Origin of the sequence: Pseudomonas sp. NPDC089743, from assembly GCF_044748785.1 — a bacterium.
GTDB lineage: Bacteria > Pseudomonadota > Gammaproteobacteria > Pseudomonadales > Pseudomonadaceae > Aquipseudomonas > Aquipseudomonas putida_X.
The window spans coordinates 55,818-71,360 of sequence record NZ_JBIVGS010000001.1; the positions used below are offsets into that span (position 1 = coordinate 55,818).

15 protein-coding genes are annotated in these 15,543 nt (G+C 61.2%); 10 read left to right on the forward strand and 5 right to left on the reverse strand.

Annotated elements, in window-relative coordinates; all coding sequences use genetic code 11:
- Positions 1–56 precede the first annotated feature (56 nt).
- The 3 genes from ACIPZC_RS00265 to ACIPZC_RS00275 are packed head-to-tail and all read left to right on the forward strand — an operon-like array spanning position 57 to position 1,834.
- Complete coding sequence (locus tag ACIPZC_RS00265; RefSeq protein ID WP_400623981.1) at positions 57–686, forward strand: FMN-binding negative transcriptional regulator; 630 nt, start codon at positions 57–59, stop codon at positions 684–686.
- Positions 687–698: 12 nt separating this feature from the next.
- Positions 699–1,145 (forward strand): GNAT family N-acetyltransferase, encoded by a 447-nt coding sequence (locus ACIPZC_RS00270; protein WP_241806820.1) that lies wholly within the window; start codon positions 699–701, stop codon positions 1,143–1,145.
- A 14-nt stretch (positions 1,146–1,159) separates the two neighbouring features.
- Positions 1,160–1,834, forward strand: a complete 675-nt coding sequence (locus ACIPZC_RS00275) for a GNAT family N-acetyltransferase (protein WP_400623985.1) — start codon at positions 1,160–1,162, stop codon at positions 1,832–1,834.
- Positions 1,835–1,837: 3 nt separating this feature from the next.
- Here the strand turns inward: ACIPZC_RS00275 and ACIPZC_RS00280 are convergent, their stop codons facing one another.
- Entirely contained in the window at positions 1,838–2,737 is a 900-nt protein-coding gene (locus ACIPZC_RS00280; protein ID WP_400623987.1) for a homocysteine S-methyltransferase family protein, read from the reverse strand.
- Between the two features lie 105 nt (positions 2,738–2,842).
- On the opposite strand from ACIPZC_RS00280, the gene ACIPZC_RS00285 reads away from it, so the two are divergent.
- Together ACIPZC_RS00285 and ACIPZC_RS00290 are read left to right on the forward strand one after the other, a co-directional pair.
- Entirely contained in the window at positions 2,843–3,664 is an 822-nt protein-coding gene (locus ACIPZC_RS00285) for an ABC transporter substrate-binding protein (protein ID WP_241806823.1), read from the forward strand.
- Positions 3,661–4,482 carry an amino acid ABC transporter permease gene (locus ACIPZC_RS00290; protein ID WP_241806824.1) on the forward strand — a complete coding sequence of 274 codons (822 nt, stop codon included), beginning with the start codon at positions 3,661–3,663 and terminating at the stop codon, positions 4,480–4,482. The genes ACIPZC_RS00285 and ACIPZC_RS00290 overlap by 4 nt, the downstream gene beginning before the upstream one ends.
- A 136-nt stretch (positions 4,483–4,618) precedes the next feature.
- Here ACIPZC_RS00290 and oadA read toward each other — a convergent pair whose 3' ends face one another.
- Both oadA and ACIPZC_RS00300 read right to left on the reverse strand, forming a co-directional pair.
- Positions 4,619–6,427 (reverse strand): sodium-extruding oxaloacetate decarboxylase subunit alpha, encoded by a 1,809-nt coding sequence (gene oadA / locus ACIPZC_RS00295; RefSeq protein ID WP_241806826.1) that lies wholly within the window; start codon positions 6,425–6,427, stop codon positions 4,619–4,621.
- 98 nt (positions 6,428–6,525) lie between these two features.
- Positions 6,526–7,941, reverse strand: coding sequence for an acetyl-CoA carboxylase biotin carboxylase subunit (locus tag ACIPZC_RS00300; protein ID WP_012316877.1), 1,416 nt, complete (start codon positions 7,939–7,941; stop codon positions 6,526–6,528).
- Between the two features lie 205 nt (positions 7,942–8,146).
- Between ACIPZC_RS00300 and ACIPZC_RS00305 the strand changes: the two genes are divergently transcribed.
- Positions 8,147–9,094 (forward strand): LysR family transcriptional regulator, encoded by a 948-nt coding sequence (locus tag ACIPZC_RS00305; RefSeq protein WP_400624809.1) that lies wholly within the window; start codon positions 8,147–8,149, stop codon positions 9,092–9,094.
- Here ACIPZC_RS00305 and ACIPZC_RS00310 read toward each other — a convergent pair.
- Positions 9,036–9,254 (reverse strand): PA3496 family putative envelope integrity protein, encoded by a 219-nt coding sequence (locus ACIPZC_RS00310; protein ID WP_349975550.1) that lies wholly within the window; start codon positions 9,252–9,254, stop codon positions 9,036–9,038. The genes ACIPZC_RS00305 and ACIPZC_RS00310 overlap by 59 nt on opposite strands.
- Positions 9,255–9,366: 112 nt before the next feature.
- On the reverse strand, positions 9,367–10,233 hold the full coding sequence (gene hexR, locus ACIPZC_RS00315; RefSeq protein WP_012316879.1) for a transcriptional regulator HexR: 867 nt from the start codon (positions 10,231–10,233) through the stop codon (positions 9,367–9,369).
- 103 nt (positions 10,234–10,336) lie between these two features.
- Here hexR and zwf point away from each other — a divergent pair, with 103 nt between their 5' ends.
- The 4 genes from zwf to ACIPZC_RS00335 all read left to right on the forward strand — a co-directional run bounded on the left by zwf (position 10,337) and on the right by ACIPZC_RS00335 (position 15,538).
- A complete protein-coding gene (zwf, locus tag ACIPZC_RS00320; protein ID WP_400623993.1) occupies positions 10,337–11,779 on the forward strand; it encodes a glucose-6-phosphate dehydrogenase in 1,443 nt (480 codons plus the stop codon).
- A 141-nt stretch (positions 11,780–11,920) separates the two neighbouring features.
- Positions 11,921–12,238: a hypothetical protein gene (locus ACIPZC_RS00325; RefSeq protein ID WP_267819708.1), complete on the forward strand. Its 318-nt coding sequence runs from the start codon at positions 11,921–11,923 to the stop codon at positions 12,236–12,238.
- A 135-nt stretch (positions 12,239–12,373) separates the two neighbouring features.
- Positions 12,374–14,563: a DNA helicase II gene (gene uvrD / locus ACIPZC_RS00330; RefSeq protein ID WP_267819710.1), complete on the forward strand. Its 2,190-nt coding sequence runs from the start codon at positions 12,374–12,376 to the stop codon at positions 14,561–14,563.
- Positions 14,564–14,683: 120 nt separating this feature from the next.
- A complete protein-coding gene (locus ACIPZC_RS00335) occupies positions 14,684–15,538 on the forward strand; it encodes a Tim44 domain-containing protein (RefSeq protein WP_241806833.1) in 855 nt (284 codons plus the stop codon).
- The last annotated feature ends 5 nt before the right edge of the window (positions 15,539–15,543 follow it).

The window sequence follows — 15,543 nt, forward strand, 5'->3', positions numbered from 1 at the left end:
TCTTAACCTGAACCAATAGCCTGCCTACGATGGAGCCAATCGACAAGGATCGGCTCATGTACAACAGCAAACCGCACCAGGAACACAACCTTGAGCGCCTGCATCAACAGATGCGCGAAACCCGCCTGGCCCTGCTCGTCACCCACGGCGAACACGGCCTGCTGGCCAGTCACATACCCGTGTTGATCGATGCCAGCGAAGGTGAGTTGGGCACCGTTTACGGCCATCTGGCCCGTGCCAACCCTCAGTGGCAGGCCTTGGAGCAAGGTGTAGAAGCCTTGTTGGTATTCACCGGCCCAGACGCTTATGTCAGCCCCAGCTACTACCCGAGCAAGCTCGACAACCCCAAGGTGGTACCCACCTGGAACTACCTGGCGGTGCATGCCTACGGCGCCGCTGAGGTGGTGCAAGGCGGCCCCGACCTGCTGGATATCGTCAGCCGCCTGACCGACCTGCACGAACAAGGGCGCAGCGCCCCATGGAAAGTCACCGATGCACCCAGCGATTACATCGAAGGCATGCTCCGCGCCATCGTCGGCTTCCGTCTGCCCATCGCGCGGCTGCAGGGTGCACGCAAACTCAGCCAGAACCGCTCGGCGCAGGACATGGAAGGTGTGCGCCAAGGCTTGGCCAGCAGTACCGACCCGCTCAACAATCAACTGGCAGCGCAGATGCGTACGCCCTGAAGGAACATCCCCATGCCGAACATCATCCTGCGCCCCGTCAGCGCCAACGACCATGCTGCATGGCTGCACCTGTGGCAGGCCTACCTGCGCTTTTATCAAACCGAACTGGCCGATGAAGTCAGCGCCGTGACATGGCAACGCATCCTCGACCCACAGGAGCCGACCCACTCGGCACTGGCCTGGCTCGATGGCAAGGCGGTAGGCATGGTCAACTGGATCTATCATCGAACCAACTGGAGCATTGGTAACGCCTGCTACCTGCAGGACCTGTACGTTGACAGCGAGCAGCGCGGCCTGGGCGTTGGCCGTCAACTGATCGAACGGGTCAACGCCAGTGCCAAAGCGGCCGGCTGCTGCAAGGTGCACTGGCTGACGCATGAAACCAACACGACCGCCATCGGCTTGTACGAGCAGGTCGCAGAGCGACCCGGCTTCATCCAATTTCGCCAAACGCTGTGAGACGGGAGCAACGCATGAGTCAACCAAGTAACTGGCAACCTGCAGCCCTGCCCCAGGCCGAGCCGCTTGAAGGGCGTTTCATCCGTCTGGAGAAGCTCGACCCGGCGCGGCATGCCGACGATCTCTGGGAGGTGCTGCAAGGTCCGCACTGCGATCCCGCACTGTGGGACTACCTGCCCTATGGCCCGTTCGCCGAGCGTGGTCCGTTCGATCAATGGCTTGCAGACAATGCTGCCAGCCGCGATCCGCTTTTTTACAGCGTCATCGACCGCAGCAGCGGCCAGGTACAAGGCATGCTCAGCCTGATGTCGATCGTGCCTGCCCATGGCCGCATCGAGATCGGGCATATCGCCTTCGGTGCAGCCATGCAACGCTCCCCCAAAGGCACCGAGGCGGTATACCTGCTGGGCAAGCTAGGGTTTGAACTGGGTAATCGCCGGCTGGAATGGAAGTGCAACAACGCCAATACCCGCTCCAAGCGCGCAGCAGAGCGCTTTGGCTTCACCTACGAGGGTGTGTTCCGCAATCACATGGTGATCAAGGGCCAGAACCGCGACACGGCCTGGTACTCGATTATCGATGAGGAGTGGCCTGCCGTGGCGGCGGCTTTCGAGCGCTGGCTGAGTGCCGACAACCAGCGCCCCGAAGGTCAGTCGAAAACGCTGGAAGCCTGTCGCGAGCAGGGCTGAAGTTCAGCTCAGGTTACGCTTGAGCTCAGCGATGTGCTCTGGGCCGATGCCACAGCATCCGCCAAGCAGGCTGGCACCACGCTGGCGCCAGTCCTGGGCCCAGCTCAGGTAACCCGGCGGGTCGAGGTCTTCGCGCAACTCATCCAGGCCATCGTTGGCGGTGGCGTCCTTGGGTTGCGGCGGGAACGCGTTGGCATAGGCGCCGATGGCGATGTCCACACCCTGGCGCTCGAACACTTCGCGCGCGGCGTCGATGGCAGCACCGATCACTTCCGGCTGGCTGCAGTTGAACAGCATGGCTTTGACGCCCAGCCTTACCACCGCTTCGGCAGCTGCGCTCACAGTTTCACCAGAGCGCAGCATCGGTACGTCGCCGACCTCTTCATCCTGCAAGGTGAACGACACCCACAGCGGCTTGCCGTCTGCAGGCAGCTGGGCGGCAATTGCCTGCACTTCTGCGATCGCACTCTGGGTCTCGGCCAGCCACAGATCCACATACGGTGCCAAGCCCACCACCAATGGGAGCAGGACCTCAGCCACACGCTGCGGCTCGAACAGGTCAGGGCGGTAGGAGCCGAACAGCGGTGGCAATGAACCAGCGACTCGCACTGGCCGTGGGCTGGCATCCGCCGCCGTACGCGCCAGCTGACCAGCGGTGGCGGCCAGGGCGAAGCCTTCATCGGCGAAGCGGCCTTCACCAATGTGGAATGGCACCACTGCATAACTGTTGCTGGTGATCACCCCGGCACCGGCTTCGATATAAGCGGCATGCACCGCCACTACGGCGTCCGGCGCTTCGCTCAGTGCAAGTGCCGACCACTCCGGCTGGCGGAACGGCGCGCCTCGGCGCTGCAGCTCCCGACCCATACCGCCATCAAGAATTTCCAACGTCCGGTCGCCCATATAACTTCCGCTTATATTGATATGAATAATATTCACTGGTGGCTTTAAGCTTATAACTATTAAATATCGAAATCTGTTTTTTTAACAACTTTTTCAGGTGTCTTCATGCGTTTGCCCTCCTTGCTTTGCGCAGGCCTTCTGGCCCTCAGCGCCACCTCTGCAGCCTTTGCCGGTGCCACACTGGACCGCGTCGAGTCGCGCAAGGAAGTCGTCAACGTATTGATGGAGAGCTACCCACCGTTCTCCTTCCTCAATGACCAGAACCAGCTCGATGGTTTTGACGTCGATGTCGCCAAGGCGGTCGCGGCCAAGCTCGGCGTAAAGCTGCGGCTGGAAACGCCCTCCTGGGATGTCATTGCTGCGGGCCGCTGGAGTGGTCGCTACGACCTGTGCATCTGTTCGATGACGCCGAGCAAAGCCCGCGCCCAGGTGTTCGATTTCCCGGTCGAGTACTACGCTTCGCCTGCGGTGATCGTGGTCAATGCCAAGGATGAGCGGATTCACTCGGCCAAGGACCTCAACGGCCTCAAGGTCGGCCTGACCAGTGCCTCCAGCTACGAGAGCTACCTGAACAAGAACCTGGTGATCGAAGGCGCGGAAGACAAGAAAATCGAGTACCCCTTCGATTTTGTCCAGATTGCCCCCTATGACACCGACAACGTCGCCTTCCAGGACCTCGGCCTGGGAGCAGGCGTGCGCCTGGATGCGATCCTGACCAACCTGGTGACCGCGCAACCACGCCTGGATCAGGACAAGCGCTTCAAACTGGCAGGCGAGCCGCTGTACGAAGAGCCCAACGCGGTCGCCATCGAGAAAGGCGACCCGGAGTGGGACGCCAAGCTGCGCCAGGTGTTCGCCGAGCTGAAGGCCGATGGCACGCTGGCCAAGCTGTCGCAGAAGTGGATCGGCGCCGACATCAGTAAATGAGCGCCCATCAACCTGCCCCCAAACCCGTCGCCGCCTCGACGGGTTCAAGCCTTTTCGGCTTTCGCACCCGTCTGTACCTGACGTGGCTGGTGTTGCTGCTGCTGTTCGTGGGCTTCTTTCTCAGTTTTGATCTGAAATTCTCGATCATCGTCGAGAAATTCCCCAACCTGGCAGGCTTCAAGCTAGGGCCCAACGGGTTCCTCCAGGGCGCTGCGCTGACCCTGTTCCTGTGCTTGTGCTCCATGGTGATATCGGTGCTGCTGGGCTTTGCCGCCGCCCTGGCGCGGTTATCAAACAGCGCGCTACTGTTCGGCGTGGCGAGCTTCTACACCTCGTTCTTCCGCGGCACGCCACTGCTGATCCAGATCCTGTTGATCTACCTCGGCTTGCCCCAAGTGGGCCTGGTGCCAGGTGCAATCGCAGCGGGCATCATCGCCCTGTCGCTCAACTATGGTGCTTACCTGAGCGAAATCTTCCGGGCCGGCATCATTGGCGTTGCCGTGGGCCAGCGCCAGGCAGCGCTCGCCCTGGGCATGCGCCCGGTGGCGATCTTCTGGCACATCACCCTGCCGCAGGCCATGCGCACCATCATCCCGCCGACCGCCAACCAGTTCATCTCGATGCTCAAGGACTCGTCGCTGATTTCGGTGATGGGTGTCTGGGAAGTGATGTTCCTGGCCCAGTCGTATGGCCGCTCAAGCTATCGCTACCTGGAGATGCTGACGACAGCTGCGGTGATCTACTGGGTGTTGTCGATCCTGCTCGAACTGGCCCAGGCCAGGCTGGAGCGGCATTTTGGCAAGGGCTATCAGCGCTAGGCCCAGCTGCGCCGAGTGATGCGTGAGCTGGCCTTCAGATCGAGCGCCGCGCGCTTCGCCAAGGGCCTGACAGCCACGCAAAAAAAGGGGAGCATCCGCTCCCCAGAGGTTAACCGCTTGTAGATGAGGGCTTATGTCAGCCCTCGATCTCGATCAGGATCTCACCCGGCGTCACGCGATCGCCCTTGGCCACGTGGATGGCTACGACCTTGCCGGCGATGGCCGCCTGCACTTCGGTTTCCATCTTCATCGCTTCGGTGATCAGCACCGCCTGGCCGGCCTTGACGGTGTCGCCTTCCTTGACCAGCACATCGACGATGTTGCCCGGCATGGTCGTGCTGACGTGGCCTGGCGCGCTGGCCTGCTTGCGCTTGCTGCTGCCGCCGCCGACAAATTCGTTGAGGGGCTCGAACACCACTTCTTCCGGCATGCCGTCGATCGACAGGTAGAAGTGGCGTTTGCCTTCTGCCTTGACGCCAACGCCAGTGATGTCGACGCGGTAGGTTTCACCGTGCACGTCGATGACGAACTCGGTCGGCACGCCTTCCCCACCCGGGGCGGCGACTGCACCGGCTTCCGGGATCGGCAGCAGCGCTTCGGGCGTCAGGGTGCCGGCTTCACGCTCCTCGAGGAACTTACGGCCGATATCCGGGAACATGGCGAAGGTAAGCACATCTTCCTCGCTGCGCGCCAAGGCGCCGATATCGGCACGCAGTTTGGTCATTTCCGGCTTGAGAAGATCGGCCGGGCGCACATCGATCACGTCTTCGCTGCCGATCGCCTGGCGGCGCAGTTGCTCGTTGACCACACCCGGCGCTTTGCCATAACCGCCCTGCAGGTACAGCTTCACTTCGTTGGTGATGGTCTTGTAGCGTTCGCCGGCCAGTACGTTGAAGAACGCCTGGGTACCGACGATCTGCGAGGTCGGGGTCACCAGCGGTGGGAAGCCCAGGTCTTCTCGCACCCGTGGGATTTCGGCCAGCACTTCGTTCATGCGGTTGAGCGCGCCCTGCTCCTTGAGCTGGTTGGCAAGGTTGGAAATCATCCCGCCTGGCACCTGGTTGACCTGCACGCGGGTGTCCACCGCAGTGAACTCGCTTTCGAACTGGTGGTACTTCTTGCGCACGGCATAGAAGTACAGGCCGATTTCCTGCAGCAGTTCCAGGTCCAGACCGGTATCGAACTCGCTGCCCTTGAGCGCGGCGACCATCGATTCGGTACCCGGGTGGCTGGTGCCCCAGGCGAAGCTCGAAATGGCGGTGTCGATATGGTCTGCACCGTTTTCCACAGCCTTGAGCTGGCACATGGCGGCCAGGCCTGCAGTATCGTGGGAATGGATGAACACCGGCAGCGACTGCTCGGCCTTCAGCGCCTTGACCAGCTCGCCGGTGGCATACGGGGTCAGAAGGCCAGCCATGTCCTTGATCGCTACCGAGTCGCAACCCATGGCTTCCATCTGCTTGGCCTGGTTCACGAAGGCTTCGATGGTGTGCACGGGGCTGGTGGTGTAAGCGATGGTACCTTGGGCGTGCTTACCAGCAGCCTTGACCGCCTCGATGGCCACGCGCAGGTTGCGCACGTCGTTCATGGCATCGAAGATGCGGAACACATCGATACCGTTGACCGCTGCTTTGGCGACGAACGCCTTGACCACGTCATCGCTGTAGTGGCGGTAGCCCAGCAGGTTCTGCCCGCGCAGCAGCATCTGCAAGCGGGTGTTTGGCAGCGCATTGCGCAGTTTGCGCAGGCGCTCCCACGGGTCTTCCTTGAGGAAACGCACGCAGGCATCGAACGTGGCGCCGCCCCAGACTTCCAGCGACCAGTAGCCGACCTTGTCGAGCTTGTCGCAGATCGGCAGCATGTCTTCGGTACGCATGCGGGTAGCCAGCAGGGACTGGTGGGCGTCACGCAGGATTGTGTCGGTAACAAAGATCTTCTTGGACATTCTTATCTCCTCATGGCGGCAAGCTTCAAGCTACAGGCCGCAAGATAAAGCCGATTCGCTTCAGCTTGCAGCGGGTCGCTCACAGCTTGCAGCTGCATTCATAGGCCTGCGTGGGCGGCGATGGCGGCGGCGATGGCCAGGGCCAGCTCTTCGGGTTTGCGCTTGATCGAGTAGTTGGTCAGTTCAGGGTGGCTTTCGACGAAGCTGGTGTTGAACTGGCCGCTACGGAATTCCGGATTGCGCAGGATTTCCTGGTAGTACGCGGCGGTGGTCTTCACCCCTTGCACGCGCATGTCGTCAAGGGCCCGCAGACCGCGATCCATGGCTTCTTCCCAGGTCAACGCCCATACCACCAGTTTCAGGCACATGGAGTCATAGAACGGTGGGATGGTGTAACCGGTGTAGATCGCTGTATCGGTGCGCACACCCGGGCCGCCTGGGGCGTAGTAGCGGGTGATCTTGCCGAAGCTGGGCAGAAAATTGTTCTTCGGATCTTCAGCGTTGATGCGGAACTGCAACGCGTAGCCGCGGTGCTGAATGTCTTCCTGCTTGACCGACAGCGGCAGGCCCGAGGCGATACGGATCTGCTCGCGAACCACATCGATACCGGTAATTTCTTCGGTAATGGTGTGCTCGACCTGCACGCGAGTGTTCATTTCCATGAAGTACACCTCGCCATCGGCGAGCAGGAACTCCACAGTACCGGCGTTCTCGTAGTTCACAGCCTTGGCTGCACGGACCGCCAGGTCACCGATGTAGGCACGCTGTTCGGGCGTGAGTTGAGGGCTTGGGGCAATTTCGATGAGCTTCTGGTTGCGGCGCTGGATCGAGCAATCACGCTCGAACAGGTGCACCACATTGCCGAAGCTGTCGCCCAGGATCTGCGCCTCGATGTGCTTGGGGTTGACGATGCACTTTTCCAGGAACACTTCCGCTGAACCAAAGGCCTTGGTAGCTTCGGAGATGACGCGGGGGAAATTCTGCTCCAGCTCTTCACGGCTATTGCAACGGCGAATGCCCCGGCCGCCACCGCCGGAGGTGGCCTTGAGCATCACCGGGTAACCGATACGCTCGCCTTCGCTCAGCGCTTCGTGTATGTCGGCAACGTTGCCTTCGGTGCCTGGGGTCACGGGCACGCCGGCCTGAATCATGGTGCGGCGCGCTTCTGTCTTGTCGCCCATCCGGCGAATGACTTCAGCGGCAGGGCCGATGAACTTGATACCGCGCTCGGCGCAGATCTCTGCCAGCTCCGCGTTTTCCGACAGGAAACCGTAGCCCGGGTGCAGGGCATCACAGCCGGTTTCCACAGCGAGGTTCACCAGCTTGCGCGGGTTCAGGTAGCCCGCCAGCGGCTCGGCACCAATGCTGTAGGCCTCGTCAGCGCGCTTGACGTGCAAAGCGTGACGGTCGGCGTCGGAATAGATCGCGACAGAGCGAATGCCCATCTCGGCGCAGGCACGCACGATGCGAACTGCGATTTCACCCCGGTTGGCGATCAGGATTTTTTTTATCACTGGAGTCTTCCCAAAGCCGTAGGAACAATCGAGCCGGTTCTACCGGTCGGCGCGTGACCAAGTGTCGTTGGCCAGTCGCATATTCACCCTAGCGCTGTAGGTCGATAAACAAAAATCAATATTTGTTAGGGGCTGTATTAGCAAAAGCTTATAGTTAGGTAACAAGGTTTTACCGGAGCCCATAATTAAAATGCGTAAGTCCTTGATGCGTATGACATTGCGTCAGCTACAGGTCTTCAATGAGGTGTGCGATTTGCGCTCGTACAGCCGCGCCGCCGAAGAAATGGCGCTGACGCAACCCGCCGTTAGTCTGCAAATCCGTCAGCTGGAAGAGCTGGTGGGGCAGCCGCTGTTCGAATACGTCGGTAAGAAGCTTTACCTGACCGAAGCCGCCGAGGCGCTGCAGCGCGCCAGTCGGGATATTTTCGGGCGCCTGGAAAGCCTCGACATGCAGCTTTCGGACATGCAGGGCTCACTGCAAGGGCAACTGAAACTGGCGATCGAATCCAGCGCCAAATACTTCGTTCCTCACCTGTTCGCCGCCTTCAAGCAACGTCACCCTGAGGTCAACCTGACCCTTACCGTCGTCAACCGCGCCCAAGCGATCCGGCGCCTTTCCGATAACCGTGACGACCTGATCATCATGTCTATGGTGCCGCAGGACATGGGCCTGGAGTTTCTGCCGTTTCTCAACAACCCGATCATCGCCGTGGCGCCGCCGGACCATGCGTTGTGCAAACTCGAGCACTTGCGCCTGCAGGACTTGGAGCCTCATACCCTGCTGGTCCGTGAACAGGGCTCAGGCACCCGCAAAGCCTGTGAAGAGTACTTCAAGGACAAGCGTGTGCACTTCAACCAGACGCTGGAGGTCGCCTCGGCCGATGCCCAGCGCGAATGCGTCATCGCCGGCCTAGGCATTGCCTTGCTGACCCGCCATGCCGTGAACATGGAACTGGCCATGGGCGTGCTGAAAGAGTTGCCGGTGGAGGAACTGCCGCTGTACCGCAGCTGGTGTGTGGTGCAGGCAAAGGCCAAGCGGCAGTCACCGGTAGCCTTGGCCTTTTTGGCATTCATCCGCAGCGAACGTGCGCTGATCAGCGCGCTTGTTGAGCGCTTTTCGGGGAATTTGCCGCTGAAGTCTGCCACACCGTGAGGGCCTGCAACTCCGGGTAATCCGCGAGGTCGCGCAGCAGTTGTCGTTGGTCGCAGTAGCTTTCGATCGCACGGCGGTACTCCATGCGGCGCTGATCTTTTTCCTGCTGTTTGCGAGCCTTGGCGCTAGGTAGGTAAGAGCCATCGAAATCACGAGCCATGTCTGTCTCCCTGATCGAGTGCGGGGAGTTCAGACTCGCTTGAATGCTTTACCGTTCTGCTGAGGATTGGTGACAAATCGATGAAATTTGCAGCACCTTGCGCAAGGGTCGATCAGTCATCCATCGCCTTGATCGACTTGGGTGATAAACGCAGGCTGCGCAAGCTGCGCTTCACACTCTTGAGGTGATTGACCAGGCTTGGCCCACGGGCCATGGCCACGCCCATGGCCAGCACATCGATCACTACCAGGTGGGCGATACGCGAGGTCAGCGGGGTGTAGATTTCCGTGTCTTCGTGCACATCGATCGCCAGGTTGACGGTCGAAAGCTCGGCCAGCGGGGTCTGGCTGGGGCACAGGGTGATCAGGTTGGCGCCGCTCTCACGCACGAGGTTGGCGGTGATCAAAAGGTCTTTGGAACGCCCGGACTGGGAAATGCACACCGCCACGTCACCCGGCTTGAGGGTCACCGCCGACATGGCCTGCATGTGCGGGTCGGAGTAGGCGGCGGCACTGAGCAACAGGCGGAAAAACTTGTGCTGCGCGTCGGCAGCAACCGCGCCGGATGCACCAAAACCATAGAACTCCACACGTTGCGCCTGCGCCATGGCACTCACCGCCTGCTGCAACGCGTGCGGGTCGAGGTGCTCTCGCACTTCCATCAGGGTGTGCAAGGTCGTGTCGAAAATCTTCAGGCTGTAATCGGCAACCGAGTCGTCCTCATGGATGGCGAACTGCCCGAAGCTGGCGCCGGCAGCCAGGCTCTGCGCCAGCTTGAGCTTGAGGTCCTGAAAACCTGAACAGCCGATCGCCCGGCAAAACCGCACGATGGTCGGCTCGCTGATACCCACGCTGTGTGCAAGGTCCGCCATCGAACTGTGCATGACGGCGGCCGGGTCCAGCAGCACGTGGTCGGCCACTTTCAGTTCCGATTTGCGCAGCAGGTGGCGCGATTGGGCGATATGTTGCAACAGATTCACGGGCTGGACTCGGTTATGATCGGCTGGCCGGGATGTAGCTTTCTTGTAGTTATACTACATGGACGCCAACCCGCCCAGTTAAACGAACGTGGAGAGTGGTGGTTTGACTATTCCTTGCGACATTCTGGTATTCGGTGGCACTGGCGATCTGGCCCTGCACAAACTGCTACCGGCGCTCTATCACCTGTATCGCGAGGCACGTCTGAACATTGCCGTGCGCATCATTGCCCTGGCCCGTCGCAACCTGTCGCGCAACGACTATTTGAAGCTCGCCGAACGCCATTGCCGGGCGCAGATCGCCCGGAGTGAGTTCGACGAAGAGGTGTGGCAACGTTTTTGTGCACGCCTTGACTACTTTCCCATGGACGCCGCGCAAAGCGCCGACTTCGGGCGCCTGGCGCGCTACCTCGGCGAGCCCGGCGGGCTGACCCGCATCTATTACCTGGCCACAGCGCCCAATCTGTTCGTGCCGATTGCCAACCACCTGCGGGTGGCGGGGCTGGCCGACCACGAGGCACGCATCGTGCTGGAGAAGCCGATCGGCCATTCGCTTGAGTCAGCCACCGCCATCAACGAAGCGATCGGCGCGGTGTTCGAGGAATCGCAGGTGTTTCGCATCGATCACTACCTGGGCAAGGAGACCGTGCAGAACCTCATGGCCCTGCGGTTCGCCAACGCGTTGCTGGAGCCGGTGTGGCGCAACGGGCAGGTCGATCATGTGCAGATCAGCGTGTGTGAAACCCTCGGCGTAGAAAACAGAGGCGGCTACTACGACCGGGCCGGTGCCACCCGCGACATGCTGCAGAACCACCTGTTGCAGCTGCTGTGCCTGGTAGCCATGGAGCCGCCCGCGCAGTTCGAGGCCGAGGCGGTCCGCGACGAGAAGGTCAAGATTCTGCGCGCCCTCAAGCCGATCAGCGGCCAGGACGTTCAGGACAAGACCGTGCGCGGTCAGTACGGTGCCGGGCACATCGGCGGCCAGGAGGTGCCCGCCTACTACTTCGAGAAGGACGTGGACAATGACAGCGACACTGAAACATTCGTCGCCGTCCACGCCCACATCGACAATTGGCGCTGGGCTGGCGTGCCTTTCTATCTGCGCACCGGTAAACGCATGGCACGGCGCTCGTCGCAGATCGTCATCCAGTTCAAGCCCGTGCCGCATGAGCTGTTCAGCGGTGGCCAGGTCAACCAGCTACTGATCCAGTTGCAGCCAGACGAGCGTATCAGCCTGCGCATGATGACCAAGAGCCCGGGCAAAGGCATGCGCCTGGAGCCGGTCGACCTCGACCTGAACCTGGCGCAAGTCTTCGGCCAGACCCGTCGCTGGGAGGCCTACGAGCGCTTGCTGCTGGATGTACTCGAGGGGGACTCTACCCTGTTCATGCGGCGCGACGAAGTTGAAGCGGCATGGGCCTGGATAGACCCTATCATCCAGGGTTGGGAGGATCATTTTCAAGCACCCCGCCACTATGCCGCAGGTAGCACAGGCCCGGATCAAGCCAACAGCCTGCTGGCACACCAGGGCAGAACCTGGCACAGCTGAAGCCATTGCCGATTTCACCCAAGCATGAAGGTGGCGGCAAACGTTGGCACAGAAGAACGCCGTCCCCGTTCAACTGCTCCCCTGCAGCGGAGAAAGTTGCATTGCGCCATTGGGCGCAAACTCAACTGACAAGGATCCATCATGAGCAAAATCGAAAACCTGCAAGCGTACAACATTGAAGCGCCAGGCCAACCAGCCTGCTTTGAAGTGCGGGGAACGGTGACCGTTGGCCACCCGGGTATTGTGCCTGTGCTGATAGAACCCAGGGTACGTCACCGAGGTGGCTGGGAAGTGCTTGAGCTGCATCTGGTGGACAACGGGGAGATCAACCTGCAGGTCCTTACCGAGAAACCAGTATTTTTCCGGCGCGAACGTGCGAGCTCGTGGACAAGGCTGGAAATCATCAAGGACGACGGTCCGCAAATGTTCGAGATCGGGCACCGTGTAGTCAACGACTGAGCCTGACAATGCCAGACCGCTGCGAGCGGTTTGGCATTGTGCTGTAGCCAGAACCCGATGAGCGACAGCCCTCGAAGGTGAACATTTATACAGTAGGCGTTTGCCCCGTAACCGGCCTGCCCCTAGAATGGCCGGATGCACACAGATGACCTCTCCCTCCTGCTGAACTCCCTCAACGATGCCCAACGCCAGGCCGTCGCGGCCTCGCTCGGGCGTCAGCTGGTGCTTGCTGGCGCCGGCTCCGGTAAAACCCGCGTGCTGGTGCATCGCATCGCCTGGCTGATCCAGGTCGAGCAGGCCTCACCGCACTCGATCCTGTCGGTGACCTTCACCAACAAGGCCGCCGCTGAAATGCGCCAGCGCATCGAGCAATTGCTGGGCATCAACCCGGCCGGCATGTGGGTGGGGACCTTCCACGGCCTGGCGCACCGCTTGTTACGCGCCCATTGGCAGGAAGCGCGCCTGGTACAGAACTTCCAGATCCTCGACAGTGACGACCAGCAGCGCCTGGTCAAGCGGGTGATCCGCGAGCTGGGTCTGGACGAGCAGCGCTGGCCCGCGCGCCAGGCACAGTGGTTCATCAACGGGCAGAAGGACGAAGGCCTGCGGCCGCAGCATATCCAGGCCGGCGGCGATCTGTTCCTGGGGACCATGCGTAGCATCTATGAAGCCTACGAACAGGCCTGCGAACGCGCCGGGGTGATCGACTTCTCCGAACTGCTGCTGCGTGCCTTGGACTTGTGGCGCGACCACCCGAGCCTGCTCGAACACTACCAGCGGCGCTTCCGCCACCTGCTGGTGGACGAGTTCCAGGACACCAACGCCGTGCAGTACGCCTGGCTACGACTGCTGGCTGGCAAGGACGGCGGCAGCTTGATGGCGGTGGGCGACGACGACCAGTCGATTTACGGCTGGCGCGGCGCCAAGATTGAAAACATCCATCAGTACACGGCTGACTTCCCTGACGCCGAGATGATCCGCCTGGAGCAGAACTACCGCTCCACAGGGGGCATTCTCAAAGCTGCCAACGCGCTGATCGCCAACAACAGCGGCCGCTTGGGCAAAGAGCTGTGGACCGACCTGGGCGAGGGAGAACCTCTGACCCTCTATGCGGCTTACAACGAGCATGACGAAGCGCGCTACGTGGTCGAGACCATCGAGAGCCTGATCAAGCAAGGCCATTCGCGTAGCGAGATCGCCATCCTGTATCGCTCCAACGCCCAGTCGCGAGTGCTGGAAGAAGCCTTGTTGCGCGAGCGCATCCCCTACCGCATCTATGGTGGCCAGCGCTTCTTCGAGCGCGCCGAGATCAAGAACGCCATGGCCTACCTGCGCTTGATAGAAGGCCGTGGCAACGACGCCGCCCTCGAAAGGGTCATCAATGTGCCACCGCGTGGCATCGGCGAAAAAACTGTCGAGGCCATTCGTGAACATGCTCGCCACAGTCAACTGTCGATGTGGGGAGCCATGTGCCAACTGCTCGCCGCCAAGGCCCTCAAAGGCCGGGCGGCCAGTGCGCTGGGCGCGTTCATCGAGCTGATTGAAAGCCTGGCTGGAAAAGTCGCGGACATGCCCCTGCATACCATGACGCAGACAGTCGTCGAGCAGTCCGGTCTGATCATCTACCACCAGGAAGAAAAGGGTGAAAAGGGCCAGGCACGGGTAGAAAACCTTGAGGAGCTGGTAAGCGCCGCTCGCAACTTCGAAGCCACTGACGATGACGCCGACCTTTCGCCTCTGTCGGCCTTCCTCGGTCATGCTTCGCTTGAAGCCGGCGAGGCCCAGGCTGACGAGCACGAAGACAGCATTCAGCTGATGACATTGCACAGCGCCAAAGGCCTGGAGTTCCCCTACGTGTTCCTGGTGGGCATGGAAGAAGGCCTGTTCCCGCACAAGATGAGCCTGGAAGAGCCAGGCCGCCTGGAAGAAGAACGCCGCCTGGCGTACGTGGGCATTACCCGTGCCATGCGCCAGCTCTTCATGACCTATGCCGAAACGCGTCGGCTGTATGGCAGTGAGACCTACAACAAAGTGTCACGATTCGTCCGGGAGATTCCACCAGGCCTGGTTCAGGAAGTGCGTCTTTCGAACAGCGTCAGCCGCCCGTTCGGCGGTGCCAAGAGCACCAGCGCCAGCAGCATGTTCGCCAATGCCAACATTCCACAGACCGCTTTCAATCTAGGCCAGCGGGTACAGCATTCGGTATTCGGTGAAGGCGTTATCCTCAACTTCGAGGGTTCCGGCGCCCAGGCCCGTGTGCAGGTGAACTTTGCCGAGGGCAGCAAGTGGCTGATGCTCGGCTATGCCAAGCTCGAAGCTATCTGAGGCCTTCAGGGCGCGCTGAAATATTTAGGCAAAAGCTGGAAACATTATGTCGCTGGTCATGTGCACAGGAACCTGTGCAACATGACGCGCGTGCAATCCACAACAGGGGAAATCCCATTTATGCAACGTTTTCTTAGCATCGCACTGGCGCTTTGCGTCGGCCTGACGCTGAGCCTGGACGCCAACGCCAAGCGCTTCGGCGGCGGCAAGAGCTCGGGCTCCGCGCCAATCCACCAGACCCGCCAGGCTACGCCAACCACGCCTGCCGCCGCACCGACCGCTCCTGGCCGTGCTCCGGCCGCCGCCAGCGGTGCTTCGCGCTGGCTGGGCCCATTGGCCGGCCTTGCCGCCGGTGGCCTGCTGGCCTCCATGTTCATGGGTGACGGCTTCGAGGGCCTGCAGATCATGGACTTCCTGATCGTCGCCCTGATCGCGTTCCTGGTGTTCCGCTTCATCGCCGCACGGCGCCGCCAGCAGCAGCCGCAAATGGCCGCTCCGGGCCATGCGCCGTTCCAGCGTGAAGCCCATGGCCAGCCTGCCCAGCCGTCGATCTTCGGTGGCTCGGCTGCACCTGCAGCGCCAGCCGCACCGGCCATCAATGCCCCGGCCTGGTTCAACGAGCAGAGCTTCCTGGCTGCAGCCCGTAGCCACTTCCAGGCGCTGCAGCAGCACTGGGATGCCAACGAGATGGACAAGATCGCCGAGTTCGTCACGCCGCAGATGCTGGAGTTCCTCAAGCGTGAGCGTGCTGACCTGGGTGATGGTTTCCAGGCGACCTACATCGATAACCTCGATGTGCAACTGGACGGTGTCGACGATCGCGCCGACCGTACCGACGCCACCCTGACCTTCCGTGGCGTGTCGAAGACCTCGCGCTTCGACCAGGGCGAACCGTTCAGCGAAAGCTGGCACATGGTTCGTGCCCAGGGCGAGAACCAGCCTTGGCTGGTCGCCGGTATCCGCCAAAACGGTTAACCGTC